Annotated in this window: 22 protein-coding genes and 1 pseudogene; 21 read left to right on the top strand and 2 right to left on the bottom strand. The window is 64.9% G+C overall.

Features of this window, described 5'->3' with window-relative positions:
• Positions 1–87: 87 nt before the first annotated feature.
• The 4 genes from BLR66_RS09205 to BLR66_RS09190 all read left to right on the top strand — a co-directional run bounded on the left by BLR66_RS09205 (position 88) and on the right by BLR66_RS09190 (position 4,584).
• Positions 88–2,013 carry a M1 family metallopeptidase gene (locus BLR66_RS09205; RefSeq protein WP_093283852.1) on the top strand — a complete coding sequence of 642 codons (1,926 nt, stop codon included), beginning with the start codon at positions 88–90 and terminating at the stop codon, positions 2,011–2,013.
• Positions 2,014–2,016: 3 nt separating this feature from the next.
• Positions 2,017–2,997 (top strand): alpha/beta fold hydrolase, encoded by a 981-nt coding sequence (locus BLR66_RS09200; RefSeq protein ID WP_093283848.1) that lies wholly within the window; start codon positions 2,017–2,019, stop codon positions 2,995–2,997.
• Positions 2,994–3,728, top strand: a complete 735-nt coding sequence (locus BLR66_RS09195) for a hypothetical protein (RefSeq protein ID WP_093283843.1) — start codon at positions 2,994–2,996, stop codon at positions 3,726–3,728. The genes BLR66_RS09200 and BLR66_RS09195 overlap by 4 nt, the downstream gene beginning before the upstream one ends.
• A 388-nt stretch (positions 3,729–4,116) precedes the next feature.
• The gene (locus BLR66_RS09190) at positions 4,117–4,584 is read left to right on the top strand and encodes an aminoacyl-tRNA deacylase (RefSeq protein WP_093283840.1); all 468 of its coding nucleotides are present in this window, start codon (positions 4,117–4,119) and stop codon (positions 4,582–4,584) included.
• A gap of 102 nt (positions 4,585–4,686) precedes the next feature.
• On the opposite strand, the gene BLR66_RS09185 is transcribed toward BLR66_RS09190, so the two are convergent.
• Positions 4,687–5,619, bottom strand: coding sequence for a carbohydrate kinase family protein (locus tag BLR66_RS09185; protein WP_093283835.1), 933 nt, complete (start codon positions 5,617–5,619; stop codon positions 4,687–4,689).
• Between the two features lie 553 nt (positions 5,620–6,172).
• Here BLR66_RS09185 and BLR66_RS09180 point away from each other — a divergent pair.
• From BLR66_RS09180 to BLR66_RS09105, 16 genes and pseudogenes are all read left to right on the top strand, one after another.
• A complete protein-coding gene (locus tag BLR66_RS09180; RefSeq protein WP_093283831.1) occupies positions 6,173–7,222 on the top strand; it encodes a rod shape-determining protein in 1,050 nt (349 codons plus the stop codon).
• 164 nt (positions 7,223–7,386) lie between these two features.
• Entirely contained in the window at positions 7,387–8,493 is a 1,107-nt protein-coding gene (mreC, locus tag BLR66_RS09175) for a rod shape-determining protein MreC (RefSeq protein ID WP_093283826.1), read from the top strand.
• A complete protein-coding gene (gene mreD / locus BLR66_RS09170; RefSeq protein WP_093283821.1) occupies positions 8,490–8,969 on the top strand; it encodes a rod shape-determining protein MreD in 480 nt (159 codons plus the stop codon). The genes mreC and mreD overlap by 4 nt, the downstream gene beginning before the upstream one ends.
• Positions 8,970–8,971: 2 nt before the next feature.
• Positions 8,972–10,810 (top strand): annotated as a pseudogene (gene mrdA / locus BLR66_RS09165) (penicillin-binding protein 2); the annotation flags it as partial.
• A 251-nt stretch (positions 10,811–11,061) separates the two neighbouring features.
• The gene (rodA, locus tag BLR66_RS09160) at positions 11,062–12,180 is read left to right on the top strand and encodes a rod shape-determining protein RodA (protein WP_093283812.1); all 1,119 of its coding nucleotides are present in this window, start codon (positions 11,062–11,064) and stop codon (positions 12,178–12,180) included.
• Between the two features lie 235 nt (positions 12,181–12,415).
• Entirely contained in the window at positions 12,416–13,567 is a 1,152-nt protein-coding gene (mltB, locus tag BLR66_RS09155) for a lytic murein transglycosylase B (RefSeq protein WP_093283807.1), read from the top strand.
• Positions 13,564–14,874 carry a septal ring lytic transglycosylase RlpA family protein gene (locus BLR66_RS09150; protein ID WP_093283801.1) on the top strand — a complete coding sequence of 437 codons (1,311 nt, stop codon included), beginning with the start codon at positions 13,564–13,566 and terminating at the stop codon, positions 14,872–14,874. Before mltB ends, BLR66_RS09150 begins: the two co-directional genes overlap by 4 nt.
• Positions 14,875–14,960: 86 nt before the next feature.
• Complete coding sequence (locus BLR66_RS09145) at positions 14,961–16,175, top strand: D-alanyl-D-alanine carboxypeptidase family protein (protein WP_093283795.1); 1,215 nt, start codon at positions 14,961–14,963, stop codon at positions 16,173–16,175.
• A gap of 282 nt (positions 16,176–16,457) precedes the next feature.
• Positions 16,458–17,429 carry a CsgG/HfaB family protein gene (locus tag BLR66_RS09140; RefSeq protein WP_093283790.1) on the top strand — a complete coding sequence of 324 codons (972 nt, stop codon included), beginning with the start codon at positions 16,458–16,460 and terminating at the stop codon, positions 17,427–17,429.
• A 222-nt stretch (positions 17,430–17,651) separates the two neighbouring features.
• Positions 17,652–17,945, top strand: a complete 294-nt coding sequence (locus tag BLR66_RS09135) for a DUF493 family protein (RefSeq protein WP_093283785.1) — start codon at positions 17,652–17,654, stop codon at positions 17,943–17,945.
• On the top strand, positions 17,942–18,604 hold the full coding sequence (lipB, locus tag BLR66_RS09130) for a lipoyl(octanoyl) transferase LipB (RefSeq protein ID WP_093284650.1): 663 nt from the start codon (positions 17,942–17,944) through the stop codon (positions 18,602–18,604). The genes BLR66_RS09135 and lipB overlap by 4 nt, the downstream gene beginning before the upstream one ends.
• Positions 18,605–18,704: 100 nt before the next feature.
• Entirely contained in the window at positions 18,705–19,055 is a 351-nt protein-coding gene (locus BLR66_RS09125) for a VOC family protein (protein WP_093283780.1), read from the top strand.
• Positions 19,056–19,211: 156 nt separating this feature from the next.
• Positions 19,212–20,210, top strand: coding sequence for a tRNA dihydrouridine(20/20a) synthase DusA (dusA, locus tag BLR66_RS09120; protein ID WP_093283775.1), 999 nt, complete (start codon positions 19,212–19,214; stop codon positions 20,208–20,210).
• A gap of 90 nt (positions 20,211–20,300) precedes the next feature.
• On the top strand, positions 20,301–20,555 hold the full coding sequence (locus BLR66_RS09115; protein ID WP_093283771.1) for a hypothetical protein: 255 nt from the start codon (positions 20,301–20,303) through the stop codon (positions 20,553–20,555).
• A 44-nt stretch (positions 20,556–20,599) separates the two neighbouring features.
• Entirely contained in the window at positions 20,600–22,288 is a 1,689-nt protein-coding gene (locus tag BLR66_RS09110; protein ID WP_176943807.1) for a type IV secretory system conjugative DNA transfer family protein, read from the top strand.
• Between the two features lie 84 nt (positions 22,289–22,372).
• Positions 22,373–22,906 carry a GNAT family N-acetyltransferase gene (locus BLR66_RS09105; RefSeq protein WP_176943806.1) on the top strand — a complete coding sequence of 178 codons (534 nt, stop codon included), beginning with the start codon at positions 22,373–22,375 and terminating at the stop codon, positions 22,904–22,906.
• Here BLR66_RS09105 and BLR66_RS09100 read toward each other — a convergent pair.
• A complete protein-coding gene (locus BLR66_RS09100; protein WP_093283760.1) occupies positions 22,863–23,828 on the bottom strand; it encodes a M61 family metallopeptidase in 966 nt (321 codons plus the stop codon). The genes BLR66_RS09105 and BLR66_RS09100 overlap by 44 nt on opposite strands.
• A 143-nt stretch (positions 23,829–23,971) precedes the next feature.
• Between BLR66_RS09100 and BLR66_RS09095 the strand changes: the two genes are divergently transcribed.
• Positions 23,972–24,487 carry a DUF1993 domain-containing protein gene (locus tag BLR66_RS09095; RefSeq protein ID WP_093283755.1) on the top strand — a complete coding sequence of 172 codons (516 nt, stop codon included), beginning with the start codon at positions 23,972–23,974 and terminating at the stop codon, positions 24,485–24,487.
• Positions 24,488–24,492 lie beyond the last annotated feature (5 nt).

Here is a 24,492-nt window from a genome sequence, read left to right as displayed (position 1 = left end):
TCCCGCATGCGTTGGGGCCTGTACGTGGCCAGGAACCCTACCTGCGAGCGGGGTAAACTAGGCCATCCCCTGACCCTGGATTTACTGATGCGTTCCACCTTCCTGTTGCTGTCCTGCGCCGCCATGATGGCGGCCGGTTGTTCCCGCGAAGCCGCCCCCGCCCCCGAAGCCGCTCCCGCCAAACCCAAGCCTACCGTCGTGAAAGTGGACCGCAGCCAGGACGAAAGCTCCTATGCCGAGCCCGGCAAGGTCGTCATCACCGATCTGGCGCTGGATCTGGCCGTCGATTTCGACAAGAAGACCATCGGCGGTACCGCTACCTACAAGCTGAATTGGAAAGACAAAACCGCCACCCAACTGGTGCTGGATACGCGCGCACTGACCTTGTCCAAGGTGGAAGGCGATGACGGCAAGGGCAACTGGACGCCGCTGAAATACGAACTGGCCGCCAACGACAAGATCTTCGGCAGCAAGCTGACCATCGAAACCCCGGCGCGCAACCCCAGCGTGCGCATCGCCTATCAGACCTCGCCTGAAGCTTCCGGCCTGCAATGGCTGGAACCGTCGATGACCGAAGGCAAGAAGCTGCCCTTCATGTTCAGCCAGTCGCAGGCCATCCACGCGCGCAGCTGGGTGCCGCTGCAGGACACGCCCAGCGTGCGCTTCACCTATAGCGCGCACGTCACCAGCCGCCCCGACGTGATGGTGCTGATGAGCGCCGACAACGACCCGGCCGCGCCGCGCGATGGCGACTACAGCTTCAAGATGCCCAACCCCATTCCTTCGTATCTGCTGGCCATCGCCGCGGGCGACCTGGTGTTCAAGCCCATCTCCGCACGTAGCGGCGTGTGGGCCGAGCCGGCCATGGTCGACAAAGCGGCCAAGGAATTCGAAGACACCGAGAAGATGATCGCCACCACCGAGGCGCTGTACGGCCCTTATCAGTGGGGTCGTTACGACATGCTGGTGCTGCCGCCGTCGTTCCCGTTCGGCGGCATGGAGAACCCGCGCCTGACCTTCGTCACGCCCACCGTCATCGTCGGCGACAAGTCGCTGGTGTCGCTGATCGCGCACGAGCTGGCGCACAGCTGGTCCGGCAACCTGGTGACCAACGCCAGCTCCAAGGACATGTGGTTGAACGAAGGCTTCACCACCTACGTGCAGTCGCGCATCACCGAGGCGGTGTACGGGCAGGAAGCGGCGGAGATGGAACGCCAGATCGACCAGGCCGACCTGGCCACGGAGATCAAGAGCGCCGCGCCCGCCGATCAGCTGCTGGTGCTGGCGCCGCTGACCGGCCGCGATCCGGATGAGGCCTTGTCCGGTATTCCGTACAACAAGGGCGCCTGGTTCCTGCAGTTCCTGGAGCAGCGTTTCGGCCGCGAAGTATTCGATCCGTTCCTGCGCGGCTGGTTCACCGACCACGCGTTCCAGAGCGTCAACAGCGACCAGTTCGTCGATTACCTGCGCAAGAACCTGTTGCCGAAGAATCCCAGCGCGGTCACCGATGCCGAGCTGAACACCTGGCTCAATGAGCCGGGCATTCCGGATTTCGCGCCGAAAGCGCAGTCGCGCGGCTTCGCCATCGTCGATACCGCGCGTATCGCCTGGCTGGGCAGCAAGACCCTGCCGAATGCGCAGATCACCTCCGTCTGGACCACCCAGCAGTGGGTGCATTTCATCGGCGGTCTGGGCGAAAAGCTCGGCGCCGAGCAGTTGAAGCAGCTGGACGAGGCCTACAAGTTCACCGGCACCCAGAACGGCGAGATCGCCATGCGCTGGTATCCGCTGGCCGTGCGCAGCGGTTATGCCGAAGCGCAACCGGCGATCGGCGCGTTCCTGGAACGCGTGGGTCGCCGCAAGCTGATCATGCCGATCTACGAAGAACTGGTGAAGACGCCCGAGGGCCTGGCCTTCGCCAAGCAAGTCTTCGCCAAGGCGCGTCCGGGTTATCACCCGATCACCACCGCATCGGTCGAAGAGTTGCTGGCCAAGACGGAAGCCGGCAAGTAAGCGATGCGTTCGCATCGCCGTACCCTGAAGACGGTCGCCTTGCTGGCGGCCGTTTTCGTTGGTGCGATGGCGGTGTGGCTGTGGCGCGATCCGCTGGCGTTGGTCCATGCGGAGTTCGCACGGCAACGCTGGGCAGCGGGCCTGTCGTTGCGGCAGGCGCAGGTGGCCGGCCATCGCTGGGTGTATGCCGTGCGCGAAGCGGACCGGGCCAACGCGCCCACCGTGGTGATGATCCACGGCTTCACCGGCAGCAAGGAGAACTGGTATCCGCTGGCCGAAAGGTTGCGCGGCCGTTATCGGCTGGTGATCCCGGATCTGCCGGGCTGGGGCGACAGCGAGCGCATCAAGGGGCAGGACTACGGGTTCGTGGCGCAAAGCGAAAGGGTCGCCGCCTTCATCGATGGGATAGCCAAACGGCAGGGCAGCGAAGTCGTTCTGCTCGGCCATTCGATGGGCGGCGGCATCGTCGCCCTGACCGCGGCCGACCATCCGCAAAGCGTGGCGCGCGTGGGCCTGTTCGACGCTGCCGGGGTACGTTTCAAGGACAACCAGTTCGGCACCGAGGTACTGGCGGGCAAGAACCCGTTCGGCGTGGAAGACGAAGCGTCGCTCAAGCGCTATCTCGATACGGTGTTCTATCTCGACGACGCCAAGCCCTCGATCCCGTGGCCGGCATCGCGCGCGGTGATCGATTGGCGCAAACAGCAGGCCCCGTTCGAACAAAGCGTGCTCGACAGGATAGGGCGCAGCGACGAACGTTTCCTGCCGGGCGAAGCCGCCGCGAATATCCGTCAGCCAGCATTACTGTTGTGGTGCCGGCAGGACGCGGTGATCGACGCCAGCGCCATGGACCTTTATGCCGCGCAGATGCCGCAGGCCCGCAAGGTATTGCTTGACGGTTGCGGGCATATGTCGATAGTGGAAAAACCCGATGAGATCGCCGCCGCGGTCGAAATTCTGATCAACAAGGGAGCACCCCGATGAAAACCACTTCCTCCAAGCGCGCCGTCCTGCTGTTTTGCTGCGCGCTGGCGTTGGCCGCGTGCGGCGACCGCGAGGCCGAACAGCGCGCCGCCGCGCAGGCGCAGGCCGCCGCGCAGGAAGAGGCGGCCACCGCGCTGGCGCGAGAATACGACAGCGCGGTCACCGCCCAGAACTGGGATATGGCGCGCGTGCACGGCGCGGCGCTGCTGTCGCAGTATCCCGACAGTCAGGCCGCCGCGAAGATGAAGGCTGGCTACGAAGACGTGAAGGCCAAGGGCGAAGCCGCGCGCGAACAGCGCCGGCTCGCGGCGCTCTGGAACTATGCGCAGGTCGTCGCTCCCGGCGGCACCCAGAAGTCGGCGATGATCTACAGCAAGGATCCGGTCGATCTGGACGGCAGCGGCGCCAGGCCCGTGCAGCTGGTCTTCCGCGACCATCCCAAGTGGAAGCGCAGCGCGTATCTGGTGCTGCAGGCCAGCGATTTCCGCTGCGCTGGCGGCTGCAACGTCAAAGTAGCCGCCGATGGGGCAGCGGCGAAATCGATGGCCGCGTGGCGCCCCGACACCGACGAAGCCATCGCCATGTTCGTGACCGATTACAAGGGACTGTGGCGATTGGCGGGCAAGACGAAAACCCTTTCGATCGAATTCCCCGTCAAGGGCGGCGGCACTCGTACCGCGACGTTCGAGACTGGTGGCCTGGACGGCGCGCAGATGCCGGGTTGGAACTGATCCCCCATTGGTAGCAAGTCGATGCATCTCGTAGCAAGTCGACGCATCGACCTCCCCCTTTGAAAAAGGGGGATCGAGGGGGATTTGCTTTTGCTTTGCCCTTGATCTTGCCCTCGCCCTCGCGAAGATCAAGAGCAAATCCCCCGTAGCCCCCTTTTCCAAAGGGGGCGCTCCGTGTTCTGCTTCTTGTCCCTGCCATTCAATCGCTCTGCAGCAGCAGGCATGACCATCACGCCATCCTCGGCTGACGGGAGTATGCTCGGCCCCAAGACGAGCGCGTGCGTATCCAGCGCGCCGCCAAGGCGACGCGACGCCGGAAGCGCGCGCCCGGTAACCCAGCGACGCATCGCCGCAGCGGACGGCAGGCGTGCGTCACGCGGAGGCGACCATGCTCTCCCCACGACTGCACCACTTTCTCGACGAGCGCCACGGCCACTACACCGCGCTCACCCACGAACGCACCATCACCGCCGACCAGACCGCGGCCGCGACGCACATCGGCAGCCGCCATTTCGCCAAGACCGTGATGCTCAAGGTCGACGGCAAGCTGGCGATGATGGTGATGCCCGCGTCCTACCGCGTGGACCTGTTGCGCCTGTCGCGCGCGTTGGCCGGCAGCGAGGTGGAACTCGCACAGGAAGACGAATTCCGCGATGCGTTCCCCGATTGCGAACTCGGCGCGATGCCACCGTTCGGCAATCTCTACGGAATGCCGGTCTATGTGGATTCGCGTCTGACCGGACAAGCCGAGATCGCCTTCAACGCCGGTTCGCACACCGACGCCGTGCGCATGCCCTATAGCGAATTCGAGCGCCTGGCGCAGCCGGAATTGCTATGGCTGGCGCATGTGATGTGATCGGCTCGTGGGAGCGGCGTCCCGCCGCGAGCTTTTGCGTTGTGATCAGAAGCCAAGAGCTCGCGCCGGGACGGCGCTCCCACGTGCGTAGGATGATGGCCTTTACAGCGTGTAGCCGAACTGCTGCTTGAACTGCTCGGCGAATTCGGCGTAGTCGAAGCGCTGGTTCTGAGTGCCCGGGTGCTCCACCTTCAGCGCGCCCATCAGATTGCCCATGCGGCCGATGGTCAGCCAGTCGTAGCCTTTCTCGATGCCGAAGATCAGGCCGGCGCGGAACGCGTCGCCGCAACCGGTGGGATCGGTGACCCGGCGTTCGTGCGCCGGCGGGATTTCGAAGGTTTTTTCCGGGGTGTGGATCTGCGAGCCGTGCGGGCCGCGGGTGGTGATGTAGGCCTTCACCCGCTGCATGATCTCGTTCTCGCTCCAGCCGGTGCGTTCCTGCAGCAGGTTGGATTCGTAGTCGTTGACGGTGACGTAGTCGGCCTGTTCGATGAAATGGCGCAGCTCGGCGCCGTTGAACAGCGGCATGGCCTGTCCGGGATCGAAGATGAATGGGATGCCGGCCTCGGCGAATTCGGTGGCGTTCTGCAGCATGCCCTCGCGGCCGTCGGGGCTGACGATGCCGAAAGTGACGCCGGGCACGTTCTTCACATGGTTTTCGTAGCTGCGCATCATCGCCCCGGGGTGGAAGGCGGTGATCTGGTTGTTGTCCAGGTCGGTGGTGATGAAGGCCTGGGGGGTGAACAGCTCGTCGATCACCTTGACCTGGCTCATGTCGATGCCCTGCTCGACGAACCATTCGCGGTAGGGGCCGAAATCCTGGCCCACGGTGGCCATGGGGATCGGTTCGCCGCCCAGCAGCTTGAGGTTGTAGGCGATGTTGCCGGCGCAGCCGCCGAACTCGCGGCGCATGCGCGGCACCAGGAAGGACACGTTGAGGATGTGCACCTTGTCCGGAAGGATGTGGTTCTTGAACTGGTCCGGGAACACCATGATGGTGTCGTAGGCGAGGGAACCACAGATCAGTGCGGACATTGGGCAGTCTCTTCAATGAGGAAAGTCGCTGCCAGCGGGCCGGGCAACGGCCAGGCGGCGTCACCTTGGCGGCGCAAAGGGTAACGGCTAGGGCCTGTTAACGCTATTGGGATAGGCCACGCCGCCCCTGAGTGTGTACGGGGCAAGGAAGAATGAGGAAATGTATGTCGATACATGCCCGAATGATGACGCGGCCCCGTGCGCACTCAGGGGCAGCCCTTCGGGTTGTGTCGCCGCGGCCGCCAGACGCTCGCGCGCGGCTTGAACAGGCCACCAGCCTGCAGCTGCGCCACGCACAAACGCCTGGCGGCCGCGGCGACACAACGTGACCTATCCCAATAGCGTTAACAGGCCCTAGGACAGGTGCAGGCCAGCGCGAACGAACTGCGGGCCGTATGAACGATCGCGGTGGATGTCGCGAAACGCTGGAATAGTACGGTTTTACAGAGATTTTCCCTTGCCGCCCCCCGGGGCGGTTGTTAGTCTAGCGAACCCCCGAATTCCCCACCGCGCGGACTTTGCGCCGCGTCGGCACAGCAGGACTCTTCCCTCGATGTTCTTCAAGAAACTCCGCGGCATGTTCTCCAACGACCTGTCCATCGACCTGGGCACGGCCAATACCCTGATCTACGTGCGTGGCCAAGGCATCGTCCTCAACGAACCTTCGGTGGTCGCCGTGCGCCAGGACCGCGCTTTCGGCGGCACCCGCACCGTGGCCGCCGTCGGTGCCGAGGCCAAGCAGATGCTGGGCCGCACCCCGGGCAACATCACCACCATCCGCCCGATGAAGGACGGCGTCATCGCCGACTTCACCTACACCGAGGCGATGCTGAAGTACTTCATCAAGAAAGTGCACAAATCGCGCTTCCTGCGCCCCAGTCCGCGCGTGCTGGTGTGCGTGCCGGCCGGTTCCACCCAGGTGGAGCGCCGCGCGATCAAGGAATCGGCCGAAGAGGCCGGCGCCCGCGACGTCTATCTGATCGAAGAACCCATGGCGGCGGCCATCGGCGCCGGCATGCCGGTCACCGAAGCGCGCGGCTCGATGGTCATCGACATCGGCGGCGGCACCACCGAAGTGGCGGTGATCTCGCTGAACGGCATCGTCTACTCGCAGTCGGTGCGCATCGGCGGCGACCGCTTCGACGAGGCCATCACCAACTACGTGCGCCGCAATCACGGCATGCTGATCGGCGAGGCCACCGCCGAGCGCATCAAGCTGCAGATCGGCTGCGCCTATCCGCAGCCGGAAGTGCAGGAACTGGAGATCTCCGGCCGCAACCTGGCCGAGGGCGTGCCGAAGATGATCAAGATCACCTCCAACGAGGTGCTGGAAGCCCTGCACGAGCCGCTGGCCGGCATCGTCAGCGCGGTCAAGCTGGCCTTGGAGCAGACCCCTCCCGAGCTGTGCGCGGACGTGGCCGAACGCGGCATCGTGCTGACCGGCGGTGGTGCGTTGCTGCGCGACATGGATCGCCTGATCTCGGAGGAAACCGGCTTGCACGTGCAGGTGGCCGACGACCCGCTGACCTGCGTGGCCCGCGGCGGCGGCCGTGCGCTGGAGCTGGTGGACATGCACGGCAACGAGTTCTTCGCTCCGGAATGATGTAACCGGGATTCGTGATTCGGGATTGGGGATTCGCAAAATACCGGTAGGGCTTCGATGTTTGGGATGGCGATGAGTGCATGCTGGGGTGGCGGCGAAAGCGAAAGGCCCGCGCTGCCGCGCTTGTTCCCAATCCCGAATCCCGAATCCCGAATCCCCGCCTGATGCCCTCCTACGCCGGTCCTCCCGTCACTGCCCGTCCAGGCGAAGTCGCCAGCACGCTCAGGCTGTTGGGGTATCTGGCGTTGGCCATCGCGCTGATCATCTTCGATCACCGCGGCGGCTGGCTTTCCCAGTTCCGCGTTCAGGCCAACATGGCTACCCAGCCGCTGTGGTGGCTGGCCGGCCTGCCCGGACGGCTGGGCGCGCGCATGCAGGACGATGCTGGTACCCGCACCCGCCTGACCACCGAAAACCGCAACCTGCGCAATGAGCTGCTGATCGCCAACGCGCGCCTGACCCGCCTGCAGACAGCCGCTGCCGACAACGCGCAGCTGCGCGCGCTGCTGGGCGCCGCCGAAAGCCGTGGGCTGGATGTGCAACTGGCCCCGATCCTCAACATCGACCTCGACCCGACCCGCCAGCGCCTGGTGCTGGATGCCGGCAGCAGCGAAGGCGTGCACGTGGGTCAGGCGGTGATCGACGCCGGCGGTCTGATGGGACAGATCATCGAAACCACTCCGTCCCATTCCACCGTGCTGCTGCTGACCGATCCCGACCATGCGGTGCCGGTGGTGGTGTCGCGCAATGGCGTGCGTCTGATCGTGTACGGCCGCGGCGATCATCTGGAACTGTCCGACGTGCCGCTGAACACCGACGTGAAAACCGGGGACGTGATCGTCAGTTCCGGTCTGGGTGGACGGTTTCCGGCCGGGTTTCCGGTGGGAACGGTGACCGGCCTGCGTCCCGACGACAGCCGCGCGTTCCTGATCGGCGAGCTCAGGCCTGCCGCCCAGTTGAACCGTGGCCGCGACGTACTGTTGTTGCGATCGGCGCCGAAGGCATTGGCAGTCGGCGGAGCCGCTGCATCTAGCCCCTCTCCCCCCGGCAGAGGGGTTGGGGAGAGGGTACGGGGTGAGGCGGATGCCGGCGCTGGCGTTGGGCCCACTTTGCCCGCTGTCGAAAATACGAATGCGCCGACGCCTGCAGCTTCCCGTGTAAACCGTACCCTCACCCCAACCCCTCTCCCGCCGGGAGAGGGGCTTGAAACCGCGCCTGCGCAAACTACAGCAAACCCAGCGCCGGCAACCTCGCAGGAGCCCCGCCCATGAGCCGTCAGCGCCGAGGCTGGATCCTGCCAGTCAGCATCATCCTGGCGCTGTTGCTGGGCCTGCTGCCCTTGCCGGGCATGCTGCAGCCGCTGCGCCCTTACTGGCTGGCGTTGGTGATGGCTTACTGGGTCATCGAAGCGCCGGACAGCGCCGGGCTGGGTTTCGCCTTCGTGGTCGGGGTCATCGCCGACCTGATGTTCGGAGGGCTGCTCGGCGAGCAGGCGCTGCGTCTGGTGATCATGACCTTCATCCTGCAGCGGTTCCGCGCGCGCCTGCGCTTTTTCCCGACCTCGCAGCAGGCGCTGGCGATCGGAGTGCTGCTGCTCAACGATCGCGTGGTGACCGGCGCCGTGCATCTGGCGCTCGGTGAACCGGCATTGCCCTGGAACTACTGGTGGGCGCCCGTGCTGGGCATGCTGCTGTGGCCGCCGCTGTTCCTGATGCTGGATGCGCTGCGCCTGGGCAAGCGCCAGTAGCCATGCGGCCCGCCCGCCGACCGTCGAAGAATCCGCATGCGGAAGCCGAGCAGTTCCGCCGTCGCGCGGCGCTGGGCTTCGTGGTGGTTGCGGTCGCGCTGCTGGGACTGGCGGGGTGGTACTTCAAGCTGCAGGTGATCGACCACACCGAGTACGTGACGCTGTCGGAAGCCAACCGCATCAAGCCCAAGCCGGTGGTGCCGGCGCGCGGCAGTATCTTCGACCGGGAGGGCCGGCTGCTGGCGGAAAACGTGCCCGCGTTCCGCCTGGAAGTGATGCCGGAAAAAGCGGGCGATCCGAAAAAACTGGTGGCCGAACTCGGCAAGATTTTCGTGCTCACCCCGGAAGACATCGAACGTTTCGAAGCCACCCGCAAGGCGACCCGGGGCTTTCGGCCGATCACGCTGAAACTGCGCGTCGGCGAAGAAGAAATGGCGCGGTTCGCGGTGGATCGCTGGCGCTTCCCCGGCGTGGAGCTCGAGCCTTATCTGACCCGCCGTTACCCGTACGGCGATCTGTTCGCGCACATCGTGGGTTACGTGTCGCGCATCGACGACAAAGACCTGGAAACCCTGGGCGAAGGCAACGCCGCGCTGACCCATATCGGCAAGACCGGCCTGGAGCGCTATTACGAAGAAACGCTGCGCGGCAAGATCGGCTACGAGCAGGTCGAAACCAATGTCGAAGGCCGCGCCCTGCGCACGGTGGGACGCGTGCCGGCGCAGGCCGGTTCGGACCTGCGCCTGAGCGTGGACGCCAACCTGCAGCTGGCCATGGTGCAGGCATTTGGCGACCTGGAAGGTTCGGCGGTGGCGCTGGACCCGCGCACCGGCGAAGTGCTGGCCATGGTCAGCCTGCCGAGCTACGACCCCAATCTGTTCGTCAACGGCATTTCGCATGCCGATTTCAACGCGCTCAACAGCAATCCCTCGCGGCCGCAGTTCAACCGCCTGGTGCTGGGCGGCGTGGCCCCGGGTTCGACAGTCAAGCCGTTGACCGCGCTGGCCGGCATGGACAGCGGCCTGCGCAAACCCGAGGACAAGACGCTTTCCACCGGCATGTTCCGCCTGCCCGGCATGACCGGGCGCGGCTGGGGCGACTCGCATCGTGGCGGTCATGGTTGGACCGACGCGCGCAAGTCGATCTACGAATCGGTCAACACCTACTACTACCGGCTGGCGCTGGACATGGGCGTACAGCGCTACGACGAATACATGGCCAGGTATGGTTTCGGCCAGAAGACCGGCATCGACCTGATGGGCGAAATCGAGGGCATCGTGCCCTCCCCGGAAAGCAAGCGGAAATACGCCGGGGACCGCTGGTACCCCGGCGATCTGGTCAATTCGGCGATTGGCCAGGGCCTGTGGAAGGCGACCCTGCTGCAGCTGGCGCGCGGCACCGCGGCGATCGCCGACGGCGGCATGCTGCGGCGCCCGCACCTGGCGACCGAACAGCGCGCCGGCTTCGACGCGCCGTGGCAGCCGCTGCCGCAGCCGGTGCCGCGGCGCATCAGCGACCGCGCCGACCACGTGCGCGTGGTCCAGGAAGGTATGGAAATGACCGTGACCATCGGCACCGCAGCCAGCGTATTCCGTGGCTCGGCCTATCGTTCGGCCGGCAAGACCGGTACCGCGCAGGTGGTCAACCGCAGCACCGTTGCGATCAACCCGAAATCGTTGCCGCTGTGGAAGCGCCACCGCGCGCTGTACATCGGCTATGCGCCGGCCGAGAACCCGACCATTGCGGTGGCGGTGGCGGTGGAAGGCGGCGGTTACGGCGCATCCACCGCTGCGCCGATCGTGCGCAAGGTCTTCGATGCGTGGTTGTTGGGCAAGATGCCGGAAGTTCCGGAAGTGCAGGGGTCGGAAAAGATCGACGCGCCGAGCCCCTCTCCCGCCTTGAGCCCCTCTCCCGACGGGAGAGGGGTTGGGGAGAGGGTACGGGGCGAGGCTAGTGCTGGCGCTGGCGTTGAACCAACTCCGCCCGCACGTGCAACTGCGGCAACTGCACAATCTGGTACTGCACGTGTAAACCGTACCCTCACCCCAACCCCTCTCCCGACGGGAGAGGGGCTAAAGCAGGAAGCCCAGCCATGAGCGAGATCCTGCGCTGGCTGGCCGACCTGGTCCGTTACTTCCTGCGAACCCTGGATTGGCCCTTGCTGCTGGCGCTCAGCGCACTGATGGGCATCGGCCTGACGGTGCTGTACAGCGCTGGCGGCGATGCGCAGGGCATGCGGCTGATGCTGGCGCAGGGCGCGCGTTTCGTAGTCGGGCTGGCGGCGATGTGGGGCCTGTCGCGGGTCACGCCTTCGCGCCTGCGTGCCTGGACGCCGGGCGTGTTCCTGATTTCGCTGCTGCCGTTGATCCTGGTGCTGTTCATCGGCAGCGGCAAACACGGCAATCACTGGATCGACCTGAAGCTGTTCTATTTCCAGCCCTCGGAACTGATGAAACTCAGCCTGCCGATGATGATGGCCTGGTACCTGCACCGCGAGCCGTTGCCGCCGCGCATCCGTACCGTGCTGGCGGCGGGCGTGCTGATCGGCGTGCCGACCGGACTGATCCTGCTGCAACCCGATTTCGGCACCGGCATGCTGGTTGCGGCCAGTGGCGTATTCGCGCTGCTGCTGGCCGGCTTGCCGTGGTGGTGGGTGGGCGTCGCTGTGGGCGGAGCGGCGGCCGCGGCGCCGGTGGCCTGGTTGTGGTTCCTGCGCCCGTACCAGAAGGACCGCATCCTGACCTTCCTCAATCCCGAGAACGACCCGCTGGGCACCGGCTGGAACATCATCCAGTCCAAGATCGCCATCGGCGGCGGCGGCATGACGGGCAAGGGCTGGGGCGAGGGCACCCAGTCGCACCTCAACTTCCTGCCCGAGCACACCACCGACTTCATCTTCGCGGTGCTGTCGGAGGAATTCGGCTGGCTCGGCGTGGCGCTGGTGCTGGCGTTGTATCTGTTCGTGATCGGCCGCTGTCTGTGGATCGCCATCGATGCGCGCGACACCTATTCGCGCCTGATCGCCGGCACCATCGGACTGTCGTTCTTCGTCTATGTGATCGTGAACGGCGGCATGATCTCCGGCCTGCTGCCGGTGGTGGGCGTGCCGATGCCGTTGCTGAGTTACGGCGGAACTTCCGCGGTATCGCTGTTGGCGGGATTGGGATTGGTGATGTCGGTGCGCGCGCATCGGCCGGTGCATGGATATTGATGTGAATAGGGAAGAAGCGCATTCGCTCTTGCTTTGCCCCCTTTGACAAAGGGGGCTACGGGGGATTTGCTTTTGATCTTGCTTTCGTTGAGCAGAGCGAATGAGCGAGATCAAGAGCAAATCCCCCTCAATCCCCCTTTTTCAAAGGGGGAGGCCAAGCCGCTTTTTGCTAAAGGTAAGTTTGCTCCCGCACGATTCACTCTTCACTGCTTTACGCATGCTACCCTCGGCGCCGATGACCCGAACCGCTCTTTTCTGCTTGTTTACCCTTGGCCTGGTCGCATGCGCGACGCCAGTGAAGTCTCCGACTCCGGCGCAGCAAACGGCCGCCGAGCCGGCGACGCCGAAGCCCGCGAAAGGCCCCGCGGAGACTTCCGTCGAAGCACTGCCGCCCGGTGTGCCGATCGACTTGGCGCCGGTTCCCTTCGAAGTCGCGCGCGCCAACTTCGTGCGCGACACCGCCGCCCGCTACGCCATTGCGCCGGCCACCATCGAAGCGGTGCTGTCGCGGGCCCAGTTCCTGGACAGCGTGGTCGCGTTGATGTCGCGTCCGGCCGAACGCACCAAGACCTGGGCCGAATACCGCCCCAACTTCATCACCGAATCGCGCATCGAAGGCGGGCGCGCTTTCCTGGCCACGCACCGCGACGAACTGCAGCGCGTGCAGGCGCGCACCGGCGTGCCGGCCGAGATCATCGTCTCCATCATCGGCGTGGAAACCAGCTACGGCGGATTCACCGGCAAGACGCGGGTGATCGATGCGCTGTACACGCTGGCGTTCCGTTATCCGCGCAGCGGCAATCCAGAGCGCGCCGCTTACGAATACAAGCGCGAGCAATTCTTCCGCGACGAACTGGCGCAGTTGTTCGCGCTGGGCCGCGAGGAGAATCTGGACATCGCCAACCTGACCGGCAGCTACGCCGGTGCGATGGGCCTGGGCCAGTTCATGCCCTCCAGCTATCGCGAATTCGCGGTGGACGGCAATGGCGACGGACGCCGCGATCTGTTCAACAGCTACGACGATGTGTTTTCCTCCATCGCCAATTACTTCCTGAAGAAGGGCGGCGAGCGCGGCGGCTGGGTGCGCGATGGCGCAGTAGTGGCCCGCGCCGAACTGCAACCTGGTTTCGCCGAGTTCAATCCCGAAACCTGGACGCCCGACTACACGCTGGCCGACCTGGCTCAGCGCGGCTACCGTCCGCTGGATCCGGTCGCGCCCGATGCCACCGCTACCCTGGTCTCGCTGGAAGGTAGCGCCGGCAAGCAGTACTGGCTGGGCTTCCAGAACTATTACGCCATCACCCGCTACAACAACTCCAAGATGTACGCGATGGCCGTTTACCAGTTGTCGCAAGCCATCGCCGGCAAAGAGATCCCACCGGCATGAAGTGGCTGGCGCTGCCTTTACTGGCGCTAACGCTCGCTGCCTGCAGCAGCGCACCGAAGAAGTCTCCGCCTCCTCCCGCATCGGCCGAAGCCGGCCGGCACACGCAGCGTCCGGCGCCGACGCAAGCCGTCGCCGCCGGATGTTCGCAGAAGTATTCGCCGGCGCAGGAAGACCTGAGCAAGCGCGGCGACTACAAGGCAGGCGGGCTGTATGCGCCGCATGTTCCCGATACCACACCCGACCATGTGCCCGATGTGGATTGCATCGCCGAGCCGCTGGTCACCAGCGAGCCGCGTTCGGCCGTCGGCAACCGTTCGCCCTACAGCGTGCTGGGCAAGAAGTACGAAGTGATGCAGCGCGTCGATGGCTACGTGGAACGGGGCACTGCCTCTTACTACGGCAACAAGTTCCATGGCCGCCGCACTTCCAATCAGGAGGTGTACGACATGTACGCCTTCACCGCCGCGCACAAGACCTTGCCGCTGCCCAGCTTCGCGCGCGTCACCAATCTGGATAACGGCAAGTCGGTGGTGGTGCGCGTCAACGACCGCGGCCCCTTCCATGAAGGCCGCGTCATAGACCTCAGCTATGCCGCCGCAGTCAAGCTGGGCATTACCCAGCGCGGCACCGGGCGGGTGGAAGTGCGTGCGCTGACCGGTAACGACGACGGCGGCACGATGCTCGCCGCCGCGCCGGCAGTGAAGACCACGGTCGCCACCGGCGTTCCTACCCGCATCGCCACCGGCAAGCCCACGCCGATGGATCAGCTGGTGGATCGTCTGCCCAGGCAGGCAACTACTGGCCAGACGCAAGCTTCCGATTCCGCGCCGGCTGCTTCGGACCCTGGCGACCCTTGGCGCTACCACGTCAGCACCGAGCCCAAGCAGAAGGCCAGTTCCGAGGCATTCGACGCCTGGATGAGCTCGCGCGGCGTGCGCGTGGCCACGGGCAAGCCGGCGCCGGTGCAGAAGTCCGCCGATAGTCCGCGCGGCGTGGCCGTACCCGTGCCACGCGCTGTCGCACCGGCTCCGGCGTCGGCACCGGTCCCGTCCTCCAATCCATCGTCGGTGTCCGGCAACGACGTGCAATTGCAGGTCGCAAGCTTCGCCAGCCGCGAAAATGCCGACCGCGCCCTGGCGCGGCTCAGCGCTGCCGGCATCGCCCGCGCCAGCCTTAGCGATGTGGCCAGCAACGGCCGCACGCTGTGGCGCTTGCGCGTGCAGGCGTCCGATTCGGACTCGGCGACGGAACTGGCCGGGCGTATCGCAGGTCTGGGATTCGGCCAGCCGCAGGTGGTCCGCGAGTAAACCCCGCGCCCGCCCCTTACAATTCGCCTCTTTTCTTCGTTTTTCCCCTTTCGAACGGGCCCCGGCCTTCCTGGAGTTAGCAGCAAATGAAGTTCCGTTTCGCAATCGCCGCGCTGGCCACCGTTTCGGTCGGCCTGGCTTTCGCCCAGACCCCCGCGCCGCAGCCGGCTACTCCGGCGCCGGCCGCCGCCGCGCCTGCGCCCGCTGCAGTGGCCATTCCGCCTGCGCCCAAGCCCGTGGGCAGCGCCTGGGTGCTGATGGACTACACCACCGGCCAGGTGCTGGCGGGCGAGAACTACAACGAGCGCGTGGAGCCGGCCAGCATCACCAAGGTGATGACTTCCTACACGCTGGCGGCCGAACAGAAGAACGGCAAGATCAAAGCCGACGACCCGGTGATGCTGAGCGAGCGCGCCTGGCGCGAAGGCGGCGCGGGCACCGACGGCAGCTACAGCGGTTTCGCCGTGAACCAGACCGCCAAGCTGATCGATATGGAAAAAGGCATGGCGGTGCAATCGGGCAACGACGCCGCTATTGCGTTGGCCGAACACGCAGCCGGCAGCGAGGAAGCCTTCGCCGCACTGATGAACAACTACGCCGCCAAGATCGGCATGAAAGGCTCGCACTTCGTCAACGCCCATGGCCTGTCGGCGCCGGAGCATTACTCCACCGCTTATGACCTGGCGTTGCTGGGCCAGGCGCTGATCCGCGACTACCCCGACACCTACGCCTTCAACAAGATCAAGGAATTCACCGTAGGCACCATCACCCAGCCCAACCGCAACCTGTTGTTGTGGCGCGATTCGGCGGTGGATGGCATCAAGACCGGCCACCATTCGGGCGCGGGCTATTGCCTGATGAGTTCGGCCAAGCGCGGCGACCAGCGCCTGATCGCGGTGGTGATGGGCTCCACTTCGGAGAAGCAGCGCGCCGACGACAGCATGGCGCTGTTGAACTGGGGGTTCCGCTTCTTCGAAACCCACCGCCTGTACGAAGCCGGCAAGCAGGTCGCGCAGCAGAAGGTGTGGAAGGGCACCACCAAGGAAGTGCAGCTGGGCGTGGCCACGCCGCTGCTGGTGGGCGTGCCGCGCGGTCGCTATGCCGACCTGAAGCCGACCATGGACGTGCCCAAGGTATTGGTAGCGCCGATCAAGAAGGGCCAGGCCATCGGTACGGTCAAGGTCAGCCTGGACGGCAAGCTGGTGGCGCAGGCGCCGCTGGTCGCACTCAACGAAGTGGAAGAAGGCGGCTTCTTCCGCCGCCTGTGGGACAGCTTCTGGATGTGGTGGGAGTCGGAGTGATCCGATCCGGTTGACGGGTCCGGTCTACCGGACCGCCATGACCCACGAAAAGCCGGCGCAAGCCGGCTTTTTCGTTTCCGTCGCTGGCCGCCGGCGACCGGATTCGCCGTTTTCATAATGAATTCGATGCGGACTTCGCCAATCCCGGTAGCGGGAGTCGGCGACGTTTGATTTACCATGCCGGCTCGGGGTTTCGGAGAGGGGGATCCGCTCCAGGCCGCGAGTCAGCAAAGGAGAATGCCACCGGCATTCACGCACGTTTATCTCAATAGGGAAAGTTCGATGAGCATCAGCATTATTTCGAAACACGCGGCCTTGGCCGCAGGCGTGTTCGGCCTGGCCGTGGCGGTCGCCTCGGCGCCGGCATCGGCCCAGCGCAAGAGCGCGCAGGAACAGCGCAAGGAACAGGTGGCCCAGATTCCGACCTGCGCCAAGCCGCTCGGCACCATTTCGGTGATCGAGCCCGAAGACGCCACCAACTGGTGGACCGGCCAGCAACTGCCGGCGCCGTCCAAGCTGATCAAGGTGTTCGTCAACAAGTCGCGCTGCTTCACCCTGGTCGACCGCGGCGTAGGCCTGGACGCGGCCATGGGTGAACGCGCGCTGGCTTCCAGCGGCGAACTGCGCGGCCGTTCCAACATCGGCAAGGGCCAGATCAAGGCGGCCGACTACGTGCTGGTGCCCGACCTGATCGCCAACAACAACGACGCCGGCGGCAATGCCCTGGGCGGCCTGTTGGGTGGCCTGGTCGGCGGCAATGCCGGCGCCCTCATCGGTGGCCTCAACTTCAAGAAGAAGACCGCCGACGTGGTCCTCACCGTCACCGACGTGCGTTCCTCCGAGCAGGTGGCCATGGCCGAGGGCAACGCCAAGAAGACCGATATCGGCTGGGGCGCCAGCGGCGGCCTGTTCTCCGGCAGCGGTTTCGGCGCGGCGGGCGTTTCCGGCTATGCCAACACCGAGCTGGGCCAGGTCATCACCCTGGCCTATCTGCAGGCCTACACCGACATCGTCGGCCAGCTGGGCGGCCTGCCGGGCAATGCTTCGGCCGCCAACGCCACCCAGGCGCTCTCGGTGACCAAGTCAGCGCGCCTGCTGGCCAATTCCAAGGGCACCGGCAAGGCCGTGCGCACCCTGGACCCGGGCATGATGCTGTACCCCACCGGCAACAAGGACGGCCTGATGTGGGAAGTGGAAGACGAGCTGGGCAACAAGGGCTGGGTCAATTCCACCATGACCGAGTTGGCGCGCTGATCCAGCTCAATCAGCTCCGAGTTCCACCGGAAGGGCCGCATGCGAATGCGGCCCTTTTCTTTTGTCTGTTGAGAATAGTCGTGGGAGCGGCGTCCCGCCGCGAGCTCTCGCTTCTGCTTTGAAGCTGGAATGGCAACTGGCTAAAAGCTCGCGGCGGGACGCCGCTCCCACGCAACTTCCGCAATGCTTGGGTTTCAGCGGCAACGGCCCAATAATCCCCGCATGAGCATCAAACCTGACAACCTCAAATCCGACAACCCCGACCACGGCTTCCAGTTCCCCGGCACTTTCGAGCTCAGCGCCATGGGCTCGGCCGACAGCGGGCTGGAAACCGAGCTGCCGCGCCTGCTGACCGTCGCCGGCATCGAAGTGCTGGAGGAAAGCATCAGCTGGAAGCATTCCTCCAGCGGCAAGTACGTCTCGGTGCGCATCGGTTTCCGTGCCGAAGACCGCGCGCAGTACGACGCCGCCCACCACGCCCTGCGCTCGCACCCGGAGGTGAAGTGGACGATCTGACCGTGCTGCCGGGCCGCGTGCGAGAACTGGGCCGACAGGCCTATGAGCCGGTGTGGCGCGCAATGCAGCGCTTCACCGATGCGCGCGGCGAGCAGACCGAAGACGAAATCTGGATGGTCGAACACGATCCGGTGTTCACTCTGGGCCAGGCCGGAAAACCCGAGCACGTACTGGCGGCTGGCGATATCCCTGTGATCCATGTCGATCGCGGCGGCCAGGTGACTTACCACGGCCCCGGGCAGATCGTGGCCTATCCGCTGTTCGACCTGAAACGCATGAAGGTCGGCGTGCGCGAGTACGTCAACCGTATCGAACAGGCCATCATCGATACGGCGGCCGAATGGAACATCCACGCCGAACGCAAGGAAGGCGCGCCCGGCGTCTACGTCGCCGGCGCCAAGGTCGCCGCGCTGGGCATCCGCGTGCGCCGCGGCTGCACCTTCCATGGCCTGGCCTTCAACATCGGCATGGATCTGGAGCCGTTCCACCGCATCAATCCCTGCGGCTACCAGGGCCTGGAAGTCACCACGCTGTCCGATCTGGGCGGGCCGTCCGGCATGGACGCGGTGAAGCCGGTGCTGTTGGACAAGCTGGCCGAACAGTTCGGACTTCGACTGCGGACAGAAGCGGAATTGCCGGACCTGTCGCTGGCCGCGTAGCCGCCTGTTCATATCTCCGGGAAAAGGCCGCTCGGGTTTCACCGGCAAATAACCGCGTCTTCTGTATCCAGTTGCTTATCCCCAGCGAAAGGTGAACGTCATGTCCATCGTCAATGCACTGGCGGGAATCGCAGTCAAGGACATCGATACCGCCGTGGTCTGGTACGAGCAGATACTGGGGCCGGCCTCGCGCCCGATGGACGAAATGGCCGAATGGCAGCTTCCCAATGGCGGCTGCGTGCAGGTGTTCGAGGACGGCAGCCGTGCGGGGCTGTCGTCGGTGACGCTGGTAGTGGAGGACCTGGACCGCGAAATCGCCGGCCTTGAATCCAAGGGCATACGCATCGGCGAGAAATCCAGATCCGATCTGGTGGACGTGGCGATCGTGCAGGACCAGGACGGCAACCAGGTCGTGTTCGCGCATGCCAAGAGCGACGTGCTGGTCAGCTAGCGCCGGTTCTTCATTCAGCACCAGGCAAAGCCCCTTTTTTCGATTGCAGTTGCCTTTCCCTGCGCCCGACCGTCAGGTTGGAGCCCGCAGGGAAGGGCGACGGCTTGCAATGCGCCCCCGGGATGAGGTCGATTGGCCCACCCTTTACAATGGCGCATGTCCTACGCCTTGCCTGCCTCCGATTCCCTGCGCCTGTCCGTCGCTCCGATGATGGACTGGACCGACAGCCATTGCCGCGTGTTCCACCGGCTGCTGGCGCCGCGTGCGCGCCTTTATACCGAGATGGTGCACGCCAATGCGGTGCTGCAGGGCGATCGCGCGCGCTTGCTGGCGCGCGATACGGTCGAGAATCCGGTTGCCCTGCAATTAGGCGGCAGTGACCCCGTATTGCTGGCTGGCGCTGCGCGGGTAGGGCAGGAGCATGGTTTCGACGAGATCAACCTCAATGTCGGCTGCCCTTCCGATCGCGTGCAGGCCGGTCGCTTCGGCGCCTGCCTGATGAAAGAGCCGGCACTGGTGGCGGACAGCGTCGCGGCGATGATCGCCGCGGTGGATATTCCGGTCACCGTGAAGTGCCGCCTGGGCGTGGACGAGGAAAACGACTACGACCGCTTCGCCGCCTTCATCGATACCGTAGCCGCCGCAGGCTGCCGCGTCTTCTTCGTGCATGCGCGCAATGCGTGGCTGAAAGGCCTCTCGCCCAAGGAAAACCGCGAAGTGCCGCCGCTGCGCTACGACTGGGCGTACCGGATCAAGCGCGAACGCCCGGAGTTGACCATCGCGGTCAATGGCGGTATCGCCACCCTCGAAGATTCGCTGGAGCACCTGCAGCATACCGACGGTGTGATGCTGGGCCGCGCGGCTTATCACGATCCCTATCTGCTGCATCGGTTGGATGCGGCGTTGTCGGGCGGGGAAATCCTGCCGCGCGCGCAACTGCTGCGCGCATTGCGCCCTTATGTGGAGAGCAAGCTCGCCCAAGGTTTGGCGCTGAAGCACATCGCACGGCATGTGCTGGGCCTGTTCCATGGACAGCCCGGCGGCCGCGCCTTCCGCCAGGTGCTGAGCGAGGGCGCGCACCGCCCTGGCGCGGACTGGGCATTGGTGGAACAGGCGATCGCGGCGACCCGATCGCCGCTGCGATCGGCAGCCTGATCCGTTCCACGGACCTTCGGCTGCCCGCAGGGACTTCAATTGGGCAGGCGGTACGTACTATGATCGGAGCACAAGCCAGGAGGCCAGGCCATGACGGAATACAGCCACACGATGCTCGTCAGGGGACGCTATCTGATCGTCGCTCTCACCGATGAAGCGCAATTCGATCCGTCCGAGGTGACCGGCTACGCCGTTCTGTCGCCGACAGGCGAGAAACTGCGGTACGACCCCAGTCTTGAAAACGCGCGGGATTGGGCGGACAGGCTGATCGAAGAAGAAAACGCGCAACGCGGCGATCCGCCCGCGCCGGCAAGAGCGGTCAAGACGGCCAAACCTCGGCGCTGAAGCGGCGAGCCTCAAGGAAGAATGGATACGGCAAGGAGTTGCAGGTGAACCCGAAAAAGCTCGTCTTCGCATTGATCGTTTTGCTGGCACTGTTGCTGGCGGGGCTGTACCTGTCCGGCTACCTGGCGCTGCTGCTGCTCAAGCTCGATACGGGCCTGTTGAAGTGGAATACCTACCTCGAATACTGGAACGCATTGGACCTGCCCCAGGTGCGGCGTTACGCCGGCAAGATCAAAGTGGCCGGTTACCTGGGTTTCGGTATTCCCCTGCTGGCGTGGCTGGCGTTGCTGTTCCTGATATTCCGGCCGTCCAGGCAATCGATGCACGGCGATGCGCGCTTCGCCGGTGCGGGCGATCTGGCCAAGCATGGCCTGTTCAAGCAGTCCGACAACGGCATCGTGGTCGGCAAGTTCAACGGCAAGCTGGTGCGCCTGAGCGGGCAGCAGTTCGTGATCCTGGCCGCGCCCACGCGCTCGGGCAAGGGCGTGGGCATCGTCATTCCCAACCTGCTGGACTACCAGGAATCGATGGTGGTGCTGGACATCAAGCAGGAGAACTTCGACCTGACCAGCGGCTGGCGCGCCAGCCAGGGCCAGGAAATCTATCTGTTCAATCCCTTCGCCGAAGACCGCCGCACGCACCGCTGGAACCCGCTGAGCTACGTATCGCAGGATCCGGCCTTCCGCATTTCCGATCTGCAGAGCATCGCGGCCATGCTGTATCCCGATGGCGCGGACGACCAGAAATTCTGGGTCAGCCAGGCGCGCAATGCGTTCACCGCCTTCGCGCTGTATCTGTTCGAGAATTTCGATGAGCAGCACCGGCAGGGTTACCCCAAGGAATTCCTGTCTTTCCCGACCCTGGGCGGCATCTACCGGTTGTCCTCGGGCGATGGCAGCGAGTTGAAGGCCTACCTGCAGAACCTGTCCAAGCAACCGTTCCTCAGCAATCACGCCAGGACCGCCTTCGCCAACCTGCTGTCGCAGGCCGAGGAGACCTTCGCTTCCATCCTGGGCACCTTCAAGGAACCGCTCAACGCCTTCATCAATCCGGTGCTGGACGCGGCCACCAGCGCCAACGATTTCCTGCTCACCGACGTGCGCAAGAAGAAGATGACCATCTACATCGGCATCCAGCCCAACAAGCTGGCCGAGAGCCGGCTCATCGTGAATCTGTTCTTCAACCAGATCATCAACCTCAACACCAAGGAGCTGCCGCAGAGCAATCCGGCGCTCAAGCACCAGTGCCTGTTGCTGATGGACGAATTCACCGCCATCGGCAAGGTGGAGATCATCTCCTCGGCGGTGTCCTACATGGCCGGCTACAACATCCGCCTGCTGCCCATCATCCAGAGCATGTCGCAGCTCGATGCCACTTACGGCAAGGACGTCTCGCGCACCATCATCACCAACCACGCGCTGCAGATCATCTACGCCCCGCGCGAACAGCAGGACGCCAACGACTATTCCGACATGCTGGGCTACACCACGGTGCGCAAGCGCAACCGCTCGCAGTCGCACGGCGCCCAGGGCAGCGTGTCGTTCAGCGAATCGGAAGAGAAGCGCGCGCTGATGCTGCCGCAGGAACTCAAGGCGATGGGGTTCGACAAGGAAGTGTTCTTGTACGAGGGCATCCCCTACCCGGTGAAGTGCGACAAGATCAAGTACTACCAGGACAGGTACTTCACCCAGCGCCTGATGCCCAAGGTGACCGTTCCCACGCTAACGCTTTGAAGGATCGCGCGCGGGATGCGCATGTCCTGGCCCGCAACAGGTTTGCGTTTGCGTTAAGGTAACGCTTCCGATATGCAAGAACCGATGAGAACCAACGCCGTAATCCGTCCAGCCCGTCCGGCCGATGCCGCCGCCCTGTCGGCGTTGATGCGCCGGACTTTCCTGGCTGCCAACGGCCATTGCAGCAGTCCGGAGAACGTGGCCCGTTTCCTGGACACCGTGTACACGCCTGAATTGCAGTCGAGCGAGATTCGCGACCCCGACACGCTCACCGTAATCGTGGAGCAGGATGGGCAATGGGCCGGTTTTGCGCAGTTGCGCTGGGGTTCTGCGCCGCCACCGGTGGTGAACCCGCTACCGACGGTGGAGCTGGGCCGAATCTATCTGGACTCCGCATTCCATGGCCGTGGCCTGGCTGCGCAGCTGGTCGCCAATTTGCTGGCTGCCGCCAGTCTGCGCGGTTCGCGTTCGGTCTGGCTCAACGTCTGGCAGGAAGCGGCCCAGGCGATCCGTTTTTATCAGAAGCACGGTTTCCAGATCGTCGGGAGTTCCCTTTTCAAAGTCGGCGACGACGTCAAGGACGACTGGGTGATGACGCAGGCGCTGCCCACCGGGTAGAAGACGATTGCTGGCGCGGCGCCATGATGGCGTCGCGCAGCTGCCTGGCTTTTGCGTCGCCGGAAAACGCGAGCCCATCGCCGTTCCTGCTGATGCCGAGTTGCGCATAGGCATCGTCCAGAGAAGGGAACCCGCGCATGGCCGCGTAGCGGCGATACAGCGCCGAGAAAGTGTCGTTGCCCGCAAGATTATCCAGCGCCGCGGCGAAATCCTGCGGCATCACCGAATCCGTGCCGCGCAGGCAGCACTCGGCATAACGGTCGAGGATCGCATCGAGAGTGGTGCCGGAGCCGCGTCGCAGCGCCAGATCGGCTTCCAGCCAGTACGCGGCGCCGGCCCAGTACACGCGCATGGTGCCGCCGCGCCCGCGCCCCATCGCATCCAGCCGCGCGCTGGTGGCGGCGGCTTCGCCGCGACGGAATCCGGCATCCAGCCGCCGCCACGCCTCTTCCTCGTTCAGCATGCCGGCGCGGGCGCGCGCGACGTTCTGGTAGTAGCTGGCCAATCCTTCCGCCAGCCAGCGTCCGCTGTCGCCCAGGTAGGGATGGAACAGGTGCGATAGTTCATGCACCGCCGTCCAGTCCGCACGCAATTGTTCGTAGCTGGCATCGCGCCGCACATACAGCAGCACGCCGGTTTCGCCGCGACGGCGCGTCTGCCCCCAGGGCACCGGGCTGTCGTCGTCGCTGTCGGTCTGCTGTATGCGCACGTAAGCGTCGCGCAACGGAAAACGGCCCGATCGGGTCTTGGCGGCATCGGCGGCCTCTTCGATCCAGCGCTGCAGCATCCGCAGGCGCGCAGGATCGTCCTCATCGACTATTTCCACCCGCAGGCGCGTATCGCCCGCCTGCAGCACGCGCGTATGCGTGGCCGCCAGGCACGTGGTCGGCAGCAGAAAAAGCGATAGGAGCCAGATACGCATGCGGCATTGGACGCGCTGGGGTCGGCAAGGTTCCGTGAAAACCCGATGGCGGCGCGCGGGATGCACTCTCCCGCAATTTCGGGCTAATCCGCCGCCGCCATGGTGCGTAGACTCGCCGCTCTCATCCTTCAGGCGGCAGCACCATGAGCGATACCCTTTCCATGTACCAGGCCACCGTACCGGTCGGCCAGCGCGCGCTGCGCAATCTGCGCCAGTTGCTGGCCAAGGGCGAGGCCCATGCGCAAGCGCAGGGCTATGATGCGGGCGTGCTGCTGCAGACGCGGCTGTATCCGGACATGTTTCCGCTGCTGCGCCAGGTGCAGATCGCCACCGACGGTGCCAAGAACGCCGCCGCACGGCTGGCGGGTGTGGAAGCGTTGCGTTTCGAAGACAACGAAACCACGTTCGCCCAGCTTTACGATCGGCTGGATCGCGCTATCGAATACCTGGGCACCTTCACGCCGGAACAGTTCGCAGGTAGCGAGACGCGGCCGATCTCGGTTCCGCGGCGCGACAAGGAGCCGCTCAGCTTCGATGGCCGCACCTATCTACTGAGTTTCGTCACTCCCAACCTGTATTTCCATGTCGCCACTGCGTACGCGATCCTGCGCCACGCCGGCGTGCCGCTGGGCAAGGCGGCCTATCTTGGAGGAAGCTGAGGCTT

It is taken from the genome of Pseudoxanthomonas sp. CF125 (assembly GCF_900104085.1).
In the GTDB taxonomy this organism is placed as follows: domain Bacteria; phylum Pseudomonadota; class Gammaproteobacteria; order Xanthomonadales; family Xanthomonadaceae; genus Pseudoxanthomonas_A.
This window is presented reverse-complemented; position numbering and strand designations above follow the sequence as displayed.

Coding starts and splice junctions, on each gene's coding strand:
- BLR66_RS09200 (WP_093283848.1), top strand. CDS start 2,017: ATGCGTTCGCATCGCCGTACCCTGAAGACGGTCGCCTTGCTGGCGGCC.
- BLR66_RS09190 (WP_093283840.1), top strand. CDS start 4,117: ATGCTCTCCCCACGACTGCACCACTTTCTCGACGAGCGCCACGGCCAC.
- BLR66_RS09180 (WP_093283831.1), top strand. CDS start 6,173: ATGTTCTTCAAGAAACTCCGCGGCATGTTCTCCAACGACCTGTCCATC.
- BLR66_RS09095 (WP_093283755.1), top strand. CDS start 23,972: ATGAGCGATACCCTTTCCATGTACCAGGCCACCGTACCGGTCGGCCAG.
- BLR66_RS09140 (WP_093283790.1), top strand. CDS start 16,458: ATGAGCATCAGCATTATTTCGAAACACGCGGCCTTGGCCGCAGGCGTG.
- BLR66_RS09105 (WP_176943806.1), top strand. CDS start 22,373: ATGAGAACCAACGCCGTAATCCGTCCAGCCCGTCCGGCCGATGCCGCC.
- BLR66_RS09205 (WP_093283852.1), top strand. CDS start 88: ATGCGTTCCACCTTCCTGTTGCTGTCCTGCGCCGCCATGATGGCGGCC.
- mreC (WP_093283826.1), top strand. CDS start 7,387: ATGCCCTCCTACGCCGGTCCTCCCGTCACTGCCCGTCCAGGCGAAGTC.
- BLR66_RS09150 (WP_093283801.1), top strand. CDS start 13,564: ATGAAGTGGCTGGCGCTGCCTTTACTGGCGCTAACGCTCGCTGCCTGC.
- dusA (WP_093283775.1), top strand. CDS start 19,212: ATGTCCTACGCCTTGCCTGCCTCCGATTCCCTGCGCCTGTCCGTCGCT.
- BLR66_RS09115 (WP_093283771.1), top strand. CDS start 20,301: ATGACGGAATACAGCCACACGATGCTCGTCAGGGGACGCTATCTGATC.
- BLR66_RS09100 (WP_093283760.1), bottom strand. CDS start 23,828: ATGCGTATCTGGCTCCTATCGCTTTTTCTGCTGCCGACCACGTGCCTG.
- rodA (WP_093283812.1), top strand. CDS start 11,062: ATGAGCGAGATCCTGCGCTGGCTGGCCGACCTGGTCCGTTACTTCCTG.
- mltB (WP_093283807.1), top strand. CDS start 12,416: ATGACCCGAACCGCTCTTTTCTGCTTGTTTACCCTTGGCCTGGTCGCA.
- BLR66_RS09145 (WP_093283795.1), top strand. CDS start 14,961: ATGAAGTTCCGTTTCGCAATCGCCGCGCTGGCCACCGTTTCGGTCGGC.
- BLR66_RS09125 (WP_093283780.1), top strand. CDS start 18,705: ATGTCCATCGTCAATGCACTGGCGGGAATCGCAGTCAAGGACATCGAT.
- mreD (WP_093283821.1), top strand. CDS start 8,490: ATGAGCCGTCAGCGCCGAGGCTGGATCCTGCCAGTCAGCATCATCCTG.
- BLR66_RS09195 (WP_093283843.1), top strand. CDS start 2,994: ATGAAAACCACTTCCTCCAAGCGCGCCGTCCTGCTGTTTTGCTGCGCG.
- BLR66_RS09135 (WP_093283785.1), top strand. CDS start 17,652: ATGAGCATCAAACCTGACAACCTCAAATCCGACAACCCCGACCACGGC.
- BLR66_RS09185 (WP_093283835.1), bottom strand. CDS start 5,619: ATGTCCGCACTGATCTGTGGTTCCCTCGCCTACGACACCATCATGGTG.